Genomic DNA, 18,376 nt, shown 5'->3' on the forward strand with positions numbered 1-18,376 from the left:
TTCAGTAAGCGCTTCATACGATCTCGAATCTGCCTTTCTGCAAAAGCGGTACCAATTGTGCCGGCGCCACCGGGCGCTGCAGGTAGAAGCCCTGCACTTCGTCACAGCCCATCAGTTTGAGATGCATCAGTTGTTCGCGTGTCTCCACGCCCTCGGCCACCACCTTCAACCCGAGATTGCGTGCCAGCGTGACGGTGGAGGCCACGATCATGCCGTCGCTGTTGTCGTTGCGGATGTCGCGCACGAAGGAGCGGTCTATCTTGAGTGCATACACCGGCAAGGTCTTGATGTGGCTGAGGCTGGAATAACCGGTGCCGTAGTCGTCCAGGTAGATGCGCAGCCCTTCATCACACAGTTTTTCCAGGGTCTGGCGAGCCTGTTCCAGGTCACTGATGAAGCAGCTCTCGGTGACCTCGATCTCCAGCAGATCGGCACTGAGGTGATAACGGCGCAAAGCGTCGTGCACGGTGGCGATCAGCCGTTCATCATTCAATTGCTTGGCCGAGACATTGATGGCCACCGGCACCAGCGGCAAGCCTTCGTCGCGCCACTGCGCCAGTTGCCGGCATACTGCCTCGATGATCCAGGGGCCCAGCGGCTGTACCAGGTCATGGGTCTCTGCCAGGCCGATGAATTCGCCCGGATAGATCAAGCCGTGCTCGGGATGCTGCCAGCGGATCAGTGCTTCCATGCCGACCACGCGATAATCCTGCAGCTCTACCTTGGGCTGATAATGCAGGCAGAATTCATCATCCTTGATGGCCTGACGGAAGCGCCCCAGCAGCTCCAGCCCGCGCACCGCAATCGCATTGAGCGAGGCATCGTAGAAACGATACAGACCGGCGCCGGCGCTCTTGGCGGTGTACATGGCGGAGTCGGCATTGGTCATCAAGGCTTCGATGCTCTGGCCATCGCGCGGATAGAGCGCGATGCCGATGCTGGGCGAGGTTTCGACATCGCAGCCTAGCAGGTCCGGGTAAGGCGCGCGCAGGGTTTCCACCAGCTTGTCGGCGATCTCGGCGACGGTTTCCTCATCACGGATTTCGGAAACCAGCACCACGAATTCATCCCCGCCCAGGCGCGCCACCAGGTCGTATTCGCGCACGGCGGCACGCAGACGGCGTGCCACTTCCTGCAACAGTGCATCGCCCACGGCATGGCCCAGGGTATCGTTGATGAGCTTGAACTTGTCCAGATCGAGGAAGAACAGCGCATACAGGTTGCGGCTGCGCCGCGCCCTCGACAGTTCGGTAGCGGCCAGCTCATAGAACAACATGCGATTGGGAATACCGGTCAGGTAATCGTGCGAGGCCAACTGGTAGGCGCGGCTCTTTTCCTGTTCCAGCTGATGGATCAGCCCACTCTTCTCACGCTCGGAATAGACCAGCTTTTCATACAGATAGCGACGCCGGTGCGCCAGGCTGATCAAGCCTCCCGAAAGCACCACGATCAAGAGCGAGATCAGGATGGCCTGCAGGTAATACACCCGATGCGCCGGCCACAGCTTGCTCAGCAGCGCCTGCTGGTCGCGGCTGACCACCACGGCCAGCGGGTAATGCGCCAGACGCCGCTGCACGCCCACGTGCTGCACCGGATCACCCGGCCGCAAGGCATGAATGAGGCCATCGCCCTTGCCGGTCAAGAGGAAGGTGGCGTACTCCTGGCCGGCATAATCGGAGCCTCCCGAGAGGATGCCGCCGTACAGTTCAGCCAATTGCAGGCCGGCGGCATTGATGATCTCGATGCGGCTGCTGCCATCCACGCTCACTTCCTGGTAAGCCTTGAGGAAATAGCCCAGGTCCAGAATGGCCGCGAAGAAGCCTTGCAAGGCGCCCTTGCCATCCTGCAGCGGAATGAGCAGCGGCACGCGCCAGCTATACCCATCACGGTTCATGGGTGGCTTGATGATCATCTGGTTCTGTTCGCCTGAGTTGGTCAGCGAACTCATGTAGCCGGCATTGATGAGACGACTCAACTCGGGCTCGCTCTTCTGGCGCGCCGAGGAATACACCAGCCGCCCGCGCGCATCGAACATGGCCACCCGCAGGTAGGCCGAATCGCCGTTGAAGAGGGGATTGAAATAGGCCGAAGAGGATTGCTCGCCATTGAGCATGGACTGGCCGATGCGCGAATACAGCAGGGTCTTGCCCAGCACCTCATCGAGATTGGCCGAGACGATGGCGGCCACGTTGCGGCTGTCGGCGATGGAGCCGGCGATGGCCAGCTGCTTTTCGTTCTCGATGCGGAGGATGGTGAAATACCAGACCAGCGACAACACGGCCACGGCAAGCAGCACCATCCCTGCCGACACCCCTCTGCCCGAGAGCAGTCTGGTCAGCAGTCCTTTCGGCTCGAACGATAACGGCTTACCCACTCCCACTCGCTCACTGGCTCACTGGCTTGAACATGGCACCAACGCTAGTGCCTTGGCGAATCCCTTTTTGACCGGGTGAGGGTAATGGGGATTTATTTCAAGTTAATGACAAACCAGACAAACGATACGGCAATTGCTTGCAGGAATTCAGGGGTGCGCGGGTTCTGGCAGGACGCGCTTTATTACATAAATTATTTATATTATTTTAGGCTACAGCATACGTACCCATCGTATCCATCACACTCACGCCCTGGTCACGCACATGCGGAATATCCAGTTGCCGCAGCTTGCGATACAAGGATGCACGGCACATGCCCAATTGGCGCGAGGCGGCAGAGATATTCCAGCGGCTGCCATTCAAGGCGGCGATGACGCGGGTGCGCTCATCCGGCCAGGGCCCGCCCGTGACCACCGCGCTGGGCGGCCTCTCTGCCATACGCGGCGCCAAGGGATGGACCTGGGCCAACACCGGCCCCTGCGACTGCATCAACTCTTCGGGCAGGTCGCTCACTTCGATGCGCGTGCCATTCATCACCGCGCAACTATAGCGGATCACCGCGTGCATCTGACGCAGGTTGCCCGGCCAAGGATAGGCCAGCAGACGCTGCCACGCCGCCGGGGCGATAAGCTGCTCATCGGCCTGCACACCCAGTTCATCGGCCATCATCTGCAGCACCAGCCGGCACAGGTCGGCGCGTTCGCGCAGCGCCGGCAGGCGCAGCACGCCACCGGCGATGCGATAGTAGAGATCTTCACGGAAACGGCCCTGGGCAATCAGGTTCGGCAAGTCCTGGTGGGTGGCACAGATCAGTTGCACGTCCACCGGCACTGGTCGCAGCGCGCCCAGCGGCGTCACCTCGCGCTCGGAGAGCACGCGCAACAACCGCGTCTGCAAAGCCAGCGGCATGTCGCCGATCTCATCGAGGAAGAGCGTGCCGCCATCGGCCTGCTGTACCTTTCCCTTCATACCACCCGGCAAAGCCCCCGAGAACGCGCCCTTGCAATAACCAAACAATTCACTTTCGGCCAAACTTTCGGGGATCGAGGCGCAATTGACGGCGATCCAGCCAGCCTGGCGCCGCGCGCTGTAGTCATGCAGGGCGCGCGACAGGTATTCCTTGCCGGTGCCGGTCTGGCCCAGGATCAGCACCGGGATGCCGCGCTCGATCAAGCGCTTGCCACGTTCGACCAGCGCCTGCATCAGAGCATCGTCGCCGGCGAGCTGGTCGATGTCGCGATAGCGCGGCACCTGGCGGCCATGCGCGCAACGAGGGGAAAGCGGAGTGGAAAAGGCCGTGCTGGCAGCATGGATCTGACTGTCAGCCAGGGGCTGGTCGGGCAAGGATGTCGGCATGTCGGTCTCCTGTCGAACTGCTTTTTTATGGGACGCGGCACTGCTGGCGCCCCTGCTCTGCGGCCCAGAATAGCCAGACACACCCATGACTTCCAATACAATGTACAGACAGAATCAATACCTTAAAGGTATCAAATGATCGAATTGAGACATCTGCTCTATTTCCGCACCGTAGCAGAAACCCTGCATTTCGGGCGTGCCGCGGCGCTGCTGCACATCTCGCAACCGCCGCTCACACGGCAGATCGCGGCATTGGAGAAAGAGCTGGACGCGCAATTGTTCGACCGCAGCAAACGCGCCATCCAGCTCACCGCAGCGGGCAAACATTTCTATCGCGACAGCACAGAAATCTTCAAGGCCCTGGAGCGGGCCAAACGCAACGTGGCCTCTTCCAGCAGCGGCACGCTTGGCGCCTTGAAGGTGGGTTTCATGATGTCCTCGGCCTATAACATCCTGCCGGCGGTGACGCGCCATTACTCGGCGGCCTATCCTGACGTGGACCTGCGCATGAGCGAATACCTGCCCAACCTGCTGGCCACCGATCTGGAAGATGAGAAGGTCGATGTGGGCATCATGTATCGCCCCGAGGATTGCCGTCGCCTCGACAGCCACACCATCTACGCCGAACCCTTGCTGGCGGTGCTGCCGCGCGCGCATCGGCTGGCCGGCAAGCCTGCCATCTCGGCCGCCGAACTGGCCGAGGATGCCTTCATCAGCATCCCGCGTGCGATTGCCCCGGTGGTGTTCGACCTCATCCTGCAACACTGTCAATTACATGGCTTCCGCCCGCGCATCGTGCTGGAAACCAACCTGCAGCAGACCATCGTCAACCTGGTCGGCGAAGGCCTGGGCGTGGCCCTGGTACCGACCTCGATGCAGGCCATGCATCTGGAGAGCACGGTGTTCAAGCCGCTGATAGGCGCACCGATGGTGGAGGTCGCGGTGGTCTGGAACCGGGAGAATACCAATCCCTGCATACGGACCTTTGCGCAGACAGCGGTGGAAGTGTGGAGCAGGATGCAGCCGCTGCATGGCTAGAACACATCATGAAAAAAGACCCGGACGCGCTGACACGCCCGGGTCATCAAACCGCAGCAGGTCGGCTTCCACGCCCGCCTGACCGCGATCAACAAACACTGCTCAACACCGCAATTTCATCCTGCACAGCGCAGCGACAAGCCGCCATCGACAATCATGTCCAGCCCCGTGATGTAACGCGCATGGTCGGAAGCCAGGAACAGCGACGCATGAGCCACATCCCAGGCATCCCCCATGAAACCCATCGGACATTGCGCATCGCGCTGGGCGCACATCTGTTCGATATCGCCGCCGTAGGCCGCCTTCAACGGTTCGCGGATCATCGAGGTATTCATCATGCCCGGCAGCACGCAATTGGCGCGGATGCCCATGGCGGCGTACTGCATCGCCACGTTCTTGGTGAAGGCCAGGATCGCCGCCTTGGTGGCGCTGTAGCCGAGATAGGGAAAACCGATCCAGCGCAGCGCCGCCACCGAGGAGATATTCACAATGGCGCCCTTCCTCTGTCGCTCCATGATGGGCAGCACATGCTTGTGCGTCAGGAACAGGCTGGTCTGGTTCACCGCCACCAGGCGGTTCCAGCTCTCCTCGCTGGTTTCGACCGCCCCGCCGAGCTCGGCGATGCCGACGTTGTTGTGCAAGACGTCGACCCGGCCGAAGTGATCCATGGCCGCCTCGGCCATGGCCTTGACCTCATCGCTGCGCGAGACGTCGACCGCCAGCACTTCGCAGATGCCACCTTCACGGCGGATGATGTCCTGCGTTTCCAGAGCGGCCTGGATGCTGCGATCCACCGCCAGCACCCGGCCACCCTGGCGCGCATACAGTACGGCGGCGGCCTTGCCATTGCCCCAGCCCTCGCCCACCGAGCCGGCGCCGGTGACGATGATGGCGCGGTCTTGCATCAGCTTGTCCATGCGCTTCTCCTGATCGGATTCCAGGTCAGATATCAGATATCCAACACGCCACCGGCCATGAAGCCGCCATCGACCGGCAGCACATGGCCGGTGATGTAGGACGATTCATCAGCGGCCAGATAGCACACCGCCGAGGCGATCTCATCGGTGGTGCCATAGCGATGCATGGGCACCAGGCGGTAGTAGCTCTCGCGGGTCTGCTCGGAATGCATGGCCTGCGTCATCTGGGTTTCCACCGGGCCGGGGGCGACACTGTTGACGGTGATGCCGTGCTGCGCCAACTCGATGGCCATCTGACGCGTCAGGGCAATGACGGCGGCCTTGGAGGTGCCATAGGCAGTACGTCCGGCACCGGCACGCAGGCCCGAGATGGAAGAGATGTTGACGATGCGGCCCCAGCGCTGTTTCACCATCAGCCGCGCCGCGTGCTGGCCGGCCAGCATGACGCCGGTGACATTGACATTCATGGTCAGCAGCCAGTTCTCCAGCGGATAGTCGAGGAAGCAATAGGTGCGCGCCACGCCGGCATTGTTGACCAGGACATCGCAGCGACCATAGTCTTTTTCGATGTCGGCAAAAGCCGAGGCAATCGAGTCCGCACTGCCCAGGTCCATCTGCACGGGTGCAGCACGATGGCCCGCTGCGACCAGCGCCTGCGCAGTGCTGGCAGCGGCTTCCAGATTGATGTCGGCCACCAGCACGGTGTGTCCGCGTGCGGCCAGTTGTTGGGAAATGCTGGCGCCGATACCCATGGCTCCGCCCGTCACGAGCGCCACGCGGGCGCCGCTATCATGTTGATTCATATTGTCTCCGTGAGTGTTGGCGGCCTCGGCAGGAAAAAAAAAGAGGCCGCCGTTTTTAATTCGTCGCTGGCAGGTCAATCATGGAAAATCCCCGATCGCTCGCATGACTGGTGAGACGATCAGAGGAAGCCGATGGAAATCCAAGGCACGAAGGCCACCACCAACAGCGCCACCACCAGCGCGGCCAGATAGCCCCAGACCCGGTTGAAGACGCCGTCCGGCGAGACCTTGCCGATGGCGCAGGCGGCATAGAAGCCCACGCCAAAGGGTGGTGCAAACAGGCCGATGCCCATGGCCAGGATCACCACCATCGCATAGTGCACGTCATGCACGCCCAGCGAACGAGCCACCGGGAACAACAGCGGCCCGAACAGCACGATGGCGGGAATGCCTTCCAGCAGGCTGCCCAGCACGATGAAGATGACGATGGTAATGAGCAGGAAACCGGCAGCACCGCCCGGCACGCCCTGCATGATCGCCACCAGCTTGGCCGAGAACCCCGACTGTGTCAGTGCCCAGGCCATGGCGGTGGCCATGCCGATGATGAGCAGGATGGCGCCCGACAAGGCCGCTGCCTCGATGAGCATGGGATAAAGACGTTTGAAATCCAGGTGCCGCATGAACAGGTGCATGACCAGTCCCACCACCACCGTATAGGCCACGCCGATGGTGGCCACTTCGGTGGCCGTGGCCACGCCTTCGATGACCGCCACGCGGATCAGCATGGGTAGCGCCAATGCGGGAATGGCAGCAATCAGGGTCTTGAGGATCAAAGAGACAGGGGCGCGCTTGACCGCGGGCATGGGTTCGCGCCGGGCACGCCTCCAGCACACCACGGCAATGGCGAGGGTGGCAATGGCGGCCGGCATCAGGCCACCGATAAAGAGCGCCGTGATCGACACGCTGCACACGGCGCCGATGGTGATCAACACCAGGCTGGGTGGGATGGTCTCGGTCATGGCACCCGACGACGAGAGCAGCGCTACCAGTTCTTCGGGCTGGGAGCCGCGCTTTTTCATCTCGGGGAACAAGGCCGGGGCGATGGCGGCCATGTCGGCGGCCTTGGAACCGGAAATACCGGAGACCAGGAACATCGCCCCCAGCAATACGTATTGCAGACCGCCGCGCACATGGCCCAGCAGCGCTGCCATGAAATCGATCAGGGTCTTGGCCAGGCCCGACTGTTCCAACAGCGAGCCCAGCAGCACGAACAGCGGCACCGACAACAGGATCAGGCTGGACATGCCCTCATCCATGCGACTGACCACGATCATCAGCGGGGCCGTGGTGGCCAGTGCGAGATAGGCCATGGTGGCGGTGCCGAAGGCGAAGGCAATGGGAATGCCAGCGGCCACGCACACGCCGATCAACAGCACGAAGAAGACGATCAGGTTGTAGTTGCCCATGGCCAGCAGCATCGGCTTGGCCAGCCATAGTGCCGCGCCGATCACGGCCACCACCGCCAACGCCGAGAGCAGCAGGCGCAGCGTGGTCATGGCGGCCATGCGCGAGACCGCTGCCAGCAGCATCAGGATGGCGCCCACCGGCAAGGCCGCAGCGCGCAGGCCATCGGGGATTTCCAGGGCCGGGGTGGTGATGGGCATCTGTTCCACCGCGTGATCGATGGCCGGATGGATCACCATCAATACGAAGATGCAGACCACCAGCGCGGCCACCGTCTCCAGCCAGATACGGCCCTGCTCGGAACACTTGTTGATGATGGCGGTGAGCCGCATGTGCTCGCCGCGATCCAGGGCCAGCACCGCGCCCAGCATGGAGAGCCAGATGAAGAGCATCGAGGCCAGTTCGTCCGACCACACCAGCGGATCATGCAAGGCGTAGCGATAGATCACACCGGTCAGCAGCACCACGGTCTCGGCCAGCACCAAGCCGGCGGCCACCGCGCCCACCACCTGCATGACCAGGCGATTCAAACCGACCAGCGCGCGCGCAGCCGGATGCAGCCTGGCCGGGGCGCGATAAGTCATTGCAGCTTCCATCATCAAGCTCCAGCGAAATTGAAGTCAGGGCCGACGGGCGAGACAGCCATTACCTGGCCGCTCGCCACCTGACCCTCACGGGTCAGCCGTTCAGGCCAGCTTGCCGGTGTATTTTTCCAGCAGTGCCCAGGGTTCGTCACCGAACTTCTTTTTCCACTCGGCGTAGAACCCGGCCGTGCGCAACTTGGCGCGGAAGGAGTCGGCGTCGGCATTGTTGAAGACCAGCCCCTTGCCCTTCATTTCATCGACCAGCGAATCGTTGAGCTTGCGCACATCGGCGCGCTGATTCATGGCGGCTTCGTTGATGATGCGCGCCATCAGTTCCTGCAAGTCCTTGGGCAGGCGCTCGAAGGACTTCTTGTTGCCCAGGAACCAGAAGCCATCCCACATGTGGTTGGTGATGGAACAGTACTTCTGCACTTCGTAGAGCTTGGCCGTGGAGATGATGGCCATGGGGTTTTCCTGGCCTTCCACGATCTTGGTCTGCAGGGCTGAATAGACCTCGGCGAAGTTGATCGAGGTCGGGGCTGCATCGAAGGCCTTGAACATCGAGGTCCACAGGGGGCTGGGCGGCACGCGCAGCTTCATGCCCTTGAGGTCGTCGGCGGTCTTGATGGGACGGGTGCTGTTGGTGATCTGGCGATAGCCGTTGTCCCAGATCTTCTCGAAGGCGAACAGGGTGGATTTGGATTCGATCTGCTTGCGCACGTGCGCGCCCAGTTCGCCATCCATGGCTGGCCACACCTGGCTGTAATCCTTGAAGGCGAAGCCGATGCCGGAAATCTGCGCCGATGGCACCAGCGTCCCCAGGATCAGCGGCGAGAGCGTGAAGAAATCGATGGCGCCGGCCCGCACTTGCGAGAGCATGTCGGTATCGGTGCCCAACTGGTTGTTGGGGTAGAGCTGCAACTCGATGCGGCCCTTGGATTGCTCGGCGATGGCGGCGGCCATTTCCTTGGCGCGCGCATTCATCGGGTGGGTGACCGGCAGATTGTTGGCGTACTTGAAGCTGAACTCGGCGGCGTGGGCCGCATTGCTGGACAGGCCCGTGGCGGCAGCCGCAGAAGCGAGCGAAGCGGTCTTCAGAAAATGACGGCGCGTGAATTTGCCAGTGGAATGGTCCATCTGTGTTGTCTCCTGTTTGTCGATTTATCTGTCTAGTTCTACCTCTGCCGACGTCCGCTACCTTGGGTGCCACGGATCTGGCGTGCAGCGCCCTGTCCCGGTCGTCAACACTGCCTATGCCGCGATAGAGCAATTTGGATGCCATGTTGCTCATCGTTATCGGCATTGCGCCTGTATTCTCGGCGATAAGGGCGGCGCTGTACAAGAGTGCAGCCATCACATCGGGCATTTATTTGCGCTTAATGCTCCTGCCTGCTCCTGCGACAGCTGTCGCATCTACTGTCGCCGCACTGTCGCCGCAGCGACACCTGTCAATGCTGCCCACTGGCAACAACTGGCAACAACTGACGGTTGCGGCAGCATGATTTACGTTAACGTAAAGTCCGTGCTATCTTCATCCGCTCGGCCGTGGCGCTGCTGTGCGCCGGCCCCAGGAGCGGGACAAGATGCCGCCACGGCAAGCGACCTGCGCGTGGCATCGAATTTGCATCCTGCCCTTGCATGAACCGGAGCCAGGTCGCGCCCACCAGCGCGCTCCCCCTATCGTCTGACAAGGACTCACCATGACTGCTTCTGCATCCTCACCCTGCATCACCGGCTGGCATCATTCCCAATTCGGCAAGCTCGACGGTATCGATCCCGAAGTGCTGATCGGCCAGGTGGCCAAGGCCGCCATCGAGCACGCCGGGCTGCCACCGGAAGACATCGATTCGGTCCACTTCGGCACCTTCAATGCCGGCTTCCTGTATCAGGATTTTCCTTCTTCACTGGTCATGAACACGCTGCCGCAACTGCGCTTCAAACCCGCCACGCGGCTGGAAAATGCCTGTGCCACCGGCTCGGCGGCGATCCATTCCGGCCTGCAGGCGATCCAGGCCGGGCACGCCAAGCACGTGCTGGTGATCGGCTTTGAAAAGATGACCGAACTGGCCACCGCGCAGGTGGGCGAAGTCTTGCTCAAGGCTTGCTATACCAAGGAAGAAGCCGGCATTCCGGGCGGCTTTGCGGGGGTCTTCGGCAAGATCGCGCAGAGCTACTTCGAGCGCTTTGGCGACCAGTCCGATGCGCTGGCCATGATCGCGGCCAAGAACCACAAGAATGGCATGGCCAACCCTTACGCCCACATGCGCAAGGATTTCGGTTTCGAGTTCTGCCGTACCGTGTCCGACAAGAATCCCTTCGTGGCCGGTCCGCTCAAGCGCACCGATTGCTCGCTCATCTCCGATGGCGCGGCGGCCTTGGTCATCAGCGCTGCCGATGTGGCGCGCTCGATGCCGCGTGCGGTGCAGTTCCGCGCCGCGGTGCACGTCAATGATTTCCTGCCGCTGTCGCGTCGCGACCCGACCCGTTTCGAAGCGGCCGAGCTGGCCTGGAAGAAGGCGCTGGGCCAAGCCAGCCTGAGCCTGGATGATCTGTCGCTGGTGGAAACCCATGACTGCTTCACCGTGGCCGAGCTGCTGGAATACGAAGCCATGGGCCTGGCCCCGCACGGCCAGGGCGCACGCGTGATCGCCGAGGGCATCACCGCCAAGGATGGCAAGCTGCCGGTCAATCCTTCCGGTGGCCTCAAGTCCAAGGGCCATCCGGTGGGTGCTACCGGCGTGTCCATGCACGTAATGGCGGCCATGCAGGCGGCCCACGATGCGGGGGACATGCAGATCGCCAATGCGCGTTATGCCGGCGTGTTCAACATGGGGGGCGCGGCGGTGGCCAACTATGTGAGCATTCTGGAGCGTGTGAACTAACCATACAAAAACAAGCTCACCGCGCCGTCTGCTCGTTGGCAGGCGGCGCGAAAGATGAAGCCACGCGCCAAAAAACAGAACGTGGCAAGTCCATCCATTCCTATCAGAACAACGAGTGAGACGATGTTAAGCAAAGTGATGAACCTGGGCCGCCTGTTGTCGGATGTGGCGCGCCGTTTTCCGCAGGAGCCGGGACTGATCCTGGCGCAGGGCCACGCCGATGGCAGCGACCGGATCATCTGCTGGCAAGAGATCAACGCCCGCGTCGATGCCCTGGCCCATGCCCTCACCCGCCGCGGCGTGAAGAAGGGCGACAAGATGCTGGTCCATTCGCGCAACAACCAGCAGATCTTCGAGAGTGCCTGGGCCGCCTTCAAGATGGGCGTGGTCTGGGTGCCGACCAATTTCCGCATCACCCCACCCGAAGCGGCCTATCTGGGCCAGTCCAGCGGCGCCTGCATCATGCTCTATGACCGTGGTTTTGCGCACTATGTGGATGCGGTCAGGGCTGCCTCGCCGACGCTGCAACATGTGATCGCCCTGGCCGAGGCCCGGCCGGATGAGCTGGATTACGAGGCGCTGCTCGCTGAAGGCGACGGCAGCCCCTTCGCAGAAGCCGAAGTCGATCACCAAGACCCGCTGTGGTTCTTCTATACCTCCGGCACCACCGGCCACCCCAAGGCGGGCGTGCTCTCGCATGGCCAGATGGCCTTCGTGGTCACCAATCACCTGGCCGACCTGATGCCGGGCCTGAACCACCAGTCGCGCTCGCTGGTGGTGGCGCCCCTGTCGCATGGCGCGGGTGTCCATGCGCTGGTCAATACCGCGCGCGGCGCGGCCAGCATCCTGCTCTCGTCCGAGCGGCTGGTGGTGGAAGAAGCCTGGCAACTGGTGGAAAAATACCGGGTCGATAACCTCTTCACCGTGCCGACCATCGTCAAGCTCCTGGTCGAGGATGCCTCGGTGGATCGCTACGATCATGCCTCCCTGAAGCACGTCATCTATGCCGGCGCGCCCATGTATCGCGCCGATCAGGTCTATGCGCTCAAGAAGCTGGGGCGGGTGCTGGTGCAGTATTACGGCCTGGGCGAAGTGACCGGCAACATTACCTTCCTGCCGCCCTACATGCACTTCGAGGACGATGACCATCCGCAGGCGCGGGTAGGAACCTGCGGCATTCCGCGCACCGGGATGCAGATCGCCATCCTCGACGACGATGGTCAGTCGCTGCCGCCGCGCCAGACCGGTGAAATCTGCGTGCGCGGCCCGGCTGTGTTCATGGGTTACCACAACAATCCCGAGGCCAATGCCAAGGCTTTCAAGCATGACTGGTTCCATACCGGCGATCTGGGTCACGTGGATGAGGAAGGCTTCCTCTACATCACGGGGCGCTCCTCTGACATGTACATCTCTGGAGGTTCAAACGTCTATCCGCGCGAGATCGAGGAAGCCTTGCTGACCCACCCCGCCGTCTCGGAAGTGGCGGTGCTGGGCGTGCCCGATCCCAAGTGGGGCGAGAGCGGGCTGGCGGTGATCGTCTGCAAGCCCGGCCAGCAGGTCGATGAGCAAGCCTTGCTGGCGCACCTGGAAACGCGCATCGGCAAGTACAAGTGGCCGCGCCGCTTCGTCTATTGGGAGACGATGCCCAAGTCGGGCTACGGCAAGATCGTCAAGAAGCAGATCAAGGCGCTGCTGGAAGAACAGGGCCAATACCGGCTCTGAAACATCGGTCATCTGCATCGACCCGGATACGTTGCGGTCCCGGAAAAACAAAATGCCGTCCAGCGGCTGGCTGGACGGCATTCATCGCTTGGCGAAGTCAGTGCGGGATCAGGCTTCGGTATGCAGCTTGGCTTCAGCCTCGTGCTCGATCTCGACTTCGGCGCGGGCAGCTTCCTCTTCGGTCATCAAGCCACCTTCCCACTTGGCCACCACGGCCGAGGCAATCGAGTTGCCCACCGCGTTGGTGGCCGAACGGCCCATGTCGAGGAAGGTATCGATACCCAGGATCACCAGCAGACCCGCTTCCGGGATGTTGAACTGGTGCAGGGTGGCCGCAATCACCACCAGCGAGGCCCGCGGCACGCCGGCAATGCCCTTGGAGGTCAGCATCAGCACCAGCATCATGGTGATCTGGGTGGAGATGGGCATGTGGATGCCATAGGCTTGGGCGATGAAGAGCGTGGCGAAGGTGCAATAGATCATCGAACCGTCGAGGTTGAAGGAATACCCCATCGGCATGACGAAGCTGGAAATCTTGCGCTTGACGCCAAAGCGGTCCAGCGCATCGAGCAGCTTGGGATAGGCTGCTTCCGAGCTGGCGGTAGCAAAGGCCAGCAGGAAGGCTTCCTTGATCAGGACCAGCAGGTGGAAGATGCGCTTTTTCAGGAACACGAAGCCCACCGCGATCAGCAGCACCCACAGCAGCACCAGCGAGAAGTAGAAGTCGCGCATGAAGACTGCGAAGCTGACCAGGATGTCCAGGCCATTGACGGCCACGGTCGCAGCCATGGCCGCAAACACGGCCACCGGGGCAAACTTCATGACATAGACGGTGATCTTCAACATGGTGTGCGAGAGGTCATCGATGACCAGCAGCAGATGCCTGCCACGCTCGCCCAGGGCCGCCAGGGCGATGCCGAAGAACATGGAGAACACCACCACCTGCAGGATTTCATTCTGCGCCATGGCTTCCACGATGGACTTGGGCACCAGGTGGTTGAAGAATTCCTTGACCGTGAACTTGCTGGTGGCCAGACCGGCCGCCGCCGCGTCCGGCGCAGGCAGCGCCACACCGGCACCCGGTTGCAGCAGGTTGGCCATGATCATGCCCAGCGCCAGCGACACCAGCGAGGCGATGAAGAACCAGGCCAGCGACTTGCCGAAGATACGGCCCACCGACTTGGCGTCCCCCATGTGGGCGATGCCCACCACCAGGGTCGAGAACACCAGCGGCGCGATGACCATCTTGATCAGGCGCAGGAACAGGTCGGAAGCGATCGAGATGTAGCCTGCCAGTTCCTTGGCTTCACCCTTGTCGTAGTGGCTGAAAATGAGATAACCGACCAGGATGCCCAGCAGCATGGCTGCAAAGATATAGGCGGCTTGTGGGATGCGTTTGTTCATGTGTTCTCCTGCCCTCGCTCGCCACCGGCACCAGGCACCGATGAGAGGACGATGATGTAAGGCTTGCGGTTGGCGCCGGCCGGTGCGGTGACAGGGGCGCCAGTGCTCTTGGATGGTCAGGAAAGTTCAGTTTCTGATGAGAAACCCTGACCGTTTTTTCCCGTCGCGCGAAAAAAGGACGAAGCTTATTGACTTATGCCCCCCGCCGTCAAGCCGCAGCGGTCAAAAGCGCCCCAAAATGCAGCAAACCGTCCACAGGAGGCGGAATGTGGCGATTCTGCCAACATCGTTGTCAGCGTTCTGTCAGTGGACCAAGGAGTGAGGGAGCGCTCAGATCGCCGTGGTCACCGGTGTCGTGGCGGCCGGGTCGCTCATGCTGGGGTGACCGGTTTCCAGATGGCCGGCCAGGCGGCGCAGCCAGTGCGGCGCTTCGGCAATGCGCCATTGCAGGTCGTACCAGTGATGGCTGGCGGCCAGCTCCCAGCGGCTGCTCACGCTCTGCCCCGGCAATACCCGCACGGTGCGCGCCGGCTGGCCATAGGCCAGGTCGCTGACGGTGGCCGTCAAGGGCATGGTGCCAGGGTTGAGCAAGGTCACCGTGAGCACGCCGGCGGCGGCATCGTAATGGGTGCGCAGGTCCGGCTCTGCAAGGCTGCCTGCGGCAACCTGCCCCACGAAGCGGCGGAAATAACCGTTCGGTCCCCAGACGCTGAGGTGGTAGTGGCCTTCGGCTGAAAGCGCCCACCGGTCGCGCAATTGCTTGCCGGCTTCCACGGTGTAGCCACGCGGGGCGGCAGCGGCAGCGTGAGCGCCTTGGGCATCGGTATAGACCCAGAAATGCGCGCCTTGGGTGCCGACATTGTCCAGCGTCAGGGTATAGCCTTGCGCATCGAGCCAGCCGGTCACATGCAGCGCATAGGGCAAGGCACAGGCCGGGCGCAGACCCGGCTCCTGGGGCGTCATACTCAGTGCCGCATCCAAGGCCGGGGCGCTGATGGCCACCGGGCGTCGGCATTGCTGGTCGGCATCGGCCACGTAGTGGCGGGTGTCGGGCAGGCGCGGCGGCGACGCGTCGCGCCGGGTGAAGTCCAGTGTCGAACTCAGATCGCCGCAGACCGCGCGGCGCCAGGGTGAGATATTCGGTTCCTTCACACCGAAGCGGCGCTCGATGAATTGCAGTACCGAGGTGTGATCGAAGACCTGCGAATTGACGCGCCCGCCGCGCGACCACGGCGAGACCACGAACATCGGCACCCGCGGCCCCAGGCCATAGGGCAACTGGTCGGCGCTGAACTGGCCCTGCTGGCGCGGGGTGACATGCACATGGCGCTCCAGGGCGATATCGACCGTGCTCTTGCCCGAGCCGGGCAAGGTCGGCGCTTGGGGCGGCACGATGTGATCGAAGAAGCCATCGTTTTCGTCATACATCACGAACAGCACCGTCTTGCTCCACACCTCGGGATTGGCGGTGAGCGCATCCAAGATGTCAGATAAGTAGCTGGCACCATACAGCGGCGTGTAGTCCGGGTGTTCCGAATACACCGCCGGCGGCAGCAGCCAGGATACCTGCGGCAAGCTGCCCTGCTCCACATCGGCCTTCAGTTGCGCGATCGTGCGCGTACTCATGCCGCGCTCATACAGGGAAGAGCCGATGGGGGCATGGACGAAGTTCTCGAAGCTGGCCAGCATGTTGGTACCGTAGTTGCCGCTGAACTTGTCGAAGTCGGTACCCTGCTGGTAGACCTGCCAGGAAATGCCGGCCCGCTCCAGGCGTTCGGGATAGGTGGTCCAGGTGAAGGGCGGCAACTTGACGTGGCTGAACTGGTTGTCGATGTAATCGGTATTGTCCAGCAGCGGCCCACCGCCTGTGCCCAGCGGATCGACCATGCCGGTCATCAGGTACATGCGGTTGGGGTGGGTATTGCCGGGGATGGAACAGAAATACTGGTCGCAGACGGTGAAGGCATCGGCCAGGGCGTAATGGAAGGGAATATCTTCACGCACGTGGTAGCCCATGCACATATTGCTCTTCTGCTGCGCCCACTGGTCGGCACGGCCAGCGTTGAGCGCACCATGCGTGGTCGCCCAGGTATGCGAGAGACTACCGACGCACTGCGCATTCATGGCGGGATCGGTGGTGTCGTAGCGGAACGGCGCGATCAGTGCAGAGGCATCCTCCTGGCGCGGCTGGAACCACACCGGGCGGCCATTGGGCAGGGTCACCGGGAAGCGGTCATTGTAGCCACGCACACCCGACAGATGCCCGAGGTAGTGGTCGAAGGAACGGTTCTCCTGCATGAAGACCACGATATGTTCGACATCCTCGATGCTGCCGGTGCGCCCCTGCGGGGCGATGGCCATGGCCTTGCGAATGGAGGCCGGCAACATCGCAGTGGCGCTCGCCGCCCCCGCCAGCGTGGCAGAAAATCTTAGAAAATCGCGTCGGGAATGGCCGCCCATGATCCTGGCTCTCATGTGGACAGCCAGGCAATACAAGGCATTGCGCGCTTGGCCTGGCCGCACCGGTTGGTTTGGTCGAGGCGGAAGTTTAAGGTGACGATCTGACAGGACGATGACATCGCAGGCTGGCCTGCGATGTCATGCTCTATGAACCATCATGAATCCATCATGGATCAGGTCTGCTGCAAGGCCGAGTCCAGCAACTCTATCCAGTGCCGCACCGGGGTATCGGTGCCGGATTGCAGGTGGGTGACGCAACCGATGTTGCCGGTGACGATCATGTCCGGGTCGGTGGCTTGCAGCTTGTTGATCTTGTTGTCGCGCAGGCGGTAAGAGAGTTCAGGTTGCAGGATCGAATAGGTGCCGGCCGAGCCGCAGCACAGGTGGCTGTCGGCGCACAGTTGCACATCCACCCCGGCCGCGCGCAGGATGCCCTCGACCTTGCCACGGATCTGCTGGCCGTGTTGCAGCGTGCAGGGCGGATGGTAGGCCACGCGCTTGCCATTGAAGTGCTTGAGCAGGTGTTTCAGTTCTTGCTCGAACTCGGGCAGGATCTCGCTGATGTCACGCGTCATGCGCGAGATGCGACGGGCTTTCTCGGCATAGGCCGGGTCATGTTGCAACAGGTGGCCGTATTCCTTGACGGTGGCGCCGCAGCCGGAGGCGTTCATGACGATGGTATCGGCGCGAATGCCATCGCGGCCTTCGATGTAGGGCCACCAGGCATCGATGTTGCGCCGCATGTCGTCCAGCCCGCCGTCCTGGTCATTCATGTGATAGCGGATGGCGCCGCAGCAACCGGCCTTGGGTGGCGCAAACAATTGCACGCCCAGCGCATCCAGTACGCGAGCGGTGGCACTGTTGATGTTGGGCGACATGGCGGGTTGCACGCAACCTTCCAGGTACAGCATCTGGCGCGCATGGCTACGCGTAGGCCAGGCACCGGCCTGCTGCGGCAGCGGCACCTTGTTCTGCAACAGCTTGGGCAAGAGCGGGCGCACCAGTTGGCCAGCCTTCATCGCCGGGCGGAAGATCCACTTGCGCGGCACCAGTTCCTTCAAGGCGGTACGCATGAGGCGCTGGCCCAAGGGACGAGGCACCTGCTGCTCCACCACCTTGCGACCGATATCCACCAGGCGGCCATACTGCACACCGGAAGGACAGGTCGATTCGCAATTGCGGCAGGTCAGGCAGCGGTCCAGGTGCGATTGCGTGGCCGCAGTCGCAGGTTTTCCTTCGAGCACCTGCTTGATGAGATAGATGCGGCCACGCGGGCCGTCCAGTTCATCGCCCAGCAGCTGGTAGGTCGGACAGGTGGCGGTACAGAAGCCGCAATGCACGCAGGAGCGCAGGATGCTGTCGGCTTCCTGGCCGGCCTGGGTGTTGCGGATGAAATCGGCTAAGTTGGTCTGCATGAGTGGTCGCTGGCTAAGG

General features: G+C 62.2%; 13 protein-coding genes. 4 read left to right on the forward strand and 9 right to left on the reverse strand.

All coding sequences use genetic code 11. The features are described from left to right. Positions 1-13 precede the first annotated feature (13 nt). Positions 14-2,299, reverse strand: coding sequence for a bifunctional diguanylate cyclase/phosphodiesterase (locus RC54_RS20110; protein WP_061788654.1), 2,286 nt, complete (start codon positions 2,297-2,299; stop codon positions 14-16). Positions 2,300-2,579: 280 nt separating this feature from the next. Continuing rightward, complete coding sequence (locus tag RC54_RS20115; RefSeq protein WP_174526048.1) at positions 2,580-3,728, reverse strand: sigma-54-dependent Fis family transcriptional regulator; 1,149 nt, start codon at positions 3,726-3,728, stop codon at positions 2,580-2,582. A 135-nt stretch (positions 3,729-3,863) separates the two neighbouring features. On the opposite strand from RC54_RS20115, the gene RC54_RS20120 reads away from it, so the two are divergent. Further along, complete coding sequence (locus RC54_RS20120) at positions 3,864-4,766, forward strand: LysR family transcriptional regulator (RefSeq protein WP_061788652.1); 903 nt, start codon at positions 3,864-3,866, stop codon at positions 4,764-4,766. A 116-nt stretch (positions 4,767-4,882) separates the two neighbouring features. On the opposite strand, the gene RC54_RS20125 is transcribed toward RC54_RS20120, so the two are convergent. From RC54_RS20125 to RC54_RS20140, 4 genes are all read right to left on the reverse strand, one after another. Further along, positions 4,883-5,683 carry an SDR family NAD(P)-dependent oxidoreductase gene (locus tag RC54_RS20125; RefSeq protein WP_061788651.1) on the reverse strand — a complete coding sequence of 267 codons (801 nt, stop codon included), beginning with the start codon at positions 5,681-5,683 and terminating at the stop codon, positions 4,883-4,885. A 32-nt stretch (positions 5,684-5,715) separates the two neighbouring features. After that, positions 5,716-6,486, reverse strand: a complete 771-nt coding sequence (locus tag RC54_RS20130; RefSeq protein ID WP_061788650.1) for an SDR family NAD(P)-dependent oxidoreductase — start codon at positions 6,484-6,486, stop codon at positions 5,716-5,718. Positions 6,487-6,605: 119 nt separating this feature from the next. Further along, positions 6,606-8,489: a TRAP transporter large permease gene (locus RC54_RS20135; RefSeq protein WP_017452393.1), complete on the reverse strand. Its 1,884-nt coding sequence runs from the start codon at positions 8,487-8,489 to the stop codon at positions 6,606-6,608. Positions 8,490-8,576: 87 nt separating this feature from the next. After that, entirely contained in the window at positions 8,577-9,611 is a 1,035-nt protein-coding gene (locus RC54_RS20140) for a TRAP transporter substrate-binding protein (protein ID WP_058896652.1), read from the reverse strand. A gap of 143 nt (positions 9,612-9,754) precedes the next feature. On the opposite strand from RC54_RS20140, the gene RC54_RS20145 reads away from it, so the two are divergent. The 3 genes from RC54_RS20145 (at position 9,755) to RC54_RS20155 (ending at position 13,078) form a co-directional block, all read left to right on the forward strand. Further along, positions 9,755-9,976: a hypothetical protein gene (locus RC54_RS20145; protein ID WP_061788649.1), complete on the forward strand. Its 222-nt coding sequence runs from the start codon at positions 9,755-9,757 to the stop codon at positions 9,974-9,976. A gap of 198 nt (positions 9,977-10,174) precedes the next feature. Next, positions 10,175-11,356, forward strand: a complete 1,182-nt coding sequence (locus RC54_RS20150; RefSeq protein WP_061788648.1) for an acetyl-CoA acetyltransferase — start codon at positions 10,175-10,177, stop codon at positions 11,354-11,356. A 54-nt stretch (positions 11,357-11,410) separates the two neighbouring features. After that, complete coding sequence (locus RC54_RS20155; protein ID WP_058896654.1) at positions 11,411-13,078, forward strand: acyl-CoA synthetase; 1,668 nt, start codon at positions 11,411-11,413, stop codon at positions 13,076-13,078. 108 nt (positions 13,079-13,186) lie between these two features. On the opposite strand, the gene RC54_RS20160 is transcribed toward RC54_RS20155, so the two are convergent. The 3 genes from RC54_RS20160 to glcF form a co-directional block, all read right to left on the reverse strand. Further along, positions 13,187-14,482: a dicarboxylate/amino acid:cation symporter gene (locus tag RC54_RS20160; protein ID WP_061788647.1), complete on the reverse strand. Its 1,296-nt coding sequence runs from the start codon at positions 14,480-14,482 to the stop codon at positions 13,187-13,189. A gap of 330 nt (positions 14,483-14,812) precedes the next feature. Beyond that, entirely contained in the window at positions 14,813-16,942 is a 2,130-nt protein-coding gene (locus RC54_RS20165) for a phosphocholine-specific phospholipase C (RefSeq protein ID WP_061788646.1), read from the reverse strand. Positions 16,943-17,115: 173 nt separating this feature from the next. After that, complete coding sequence (gene glcF / locus RC54_RS20170; protein WP_061788645.1) at positions 17,116-18,357, reverse strand: glycolate oxidase subunit GlcF; 1,242 nt, start codon at positions 18,355-18,357, stop codon at positions 17,116-17,118. Positions 18,358-18,376: the final 19 nt, after the last annotated feature.

The organism is Herbaspirillum rubrisubalbicans (assembly GCF_003719195.1).
GTDB classification, from domain to species: domain Bacteria; phylum Pseudomonadota; class Gammaproteobacteria; order Burkholderiales; family Burkholderiaceae_D; genus Herbaspirillum; species Herbaspirillum rubrisubalbicans.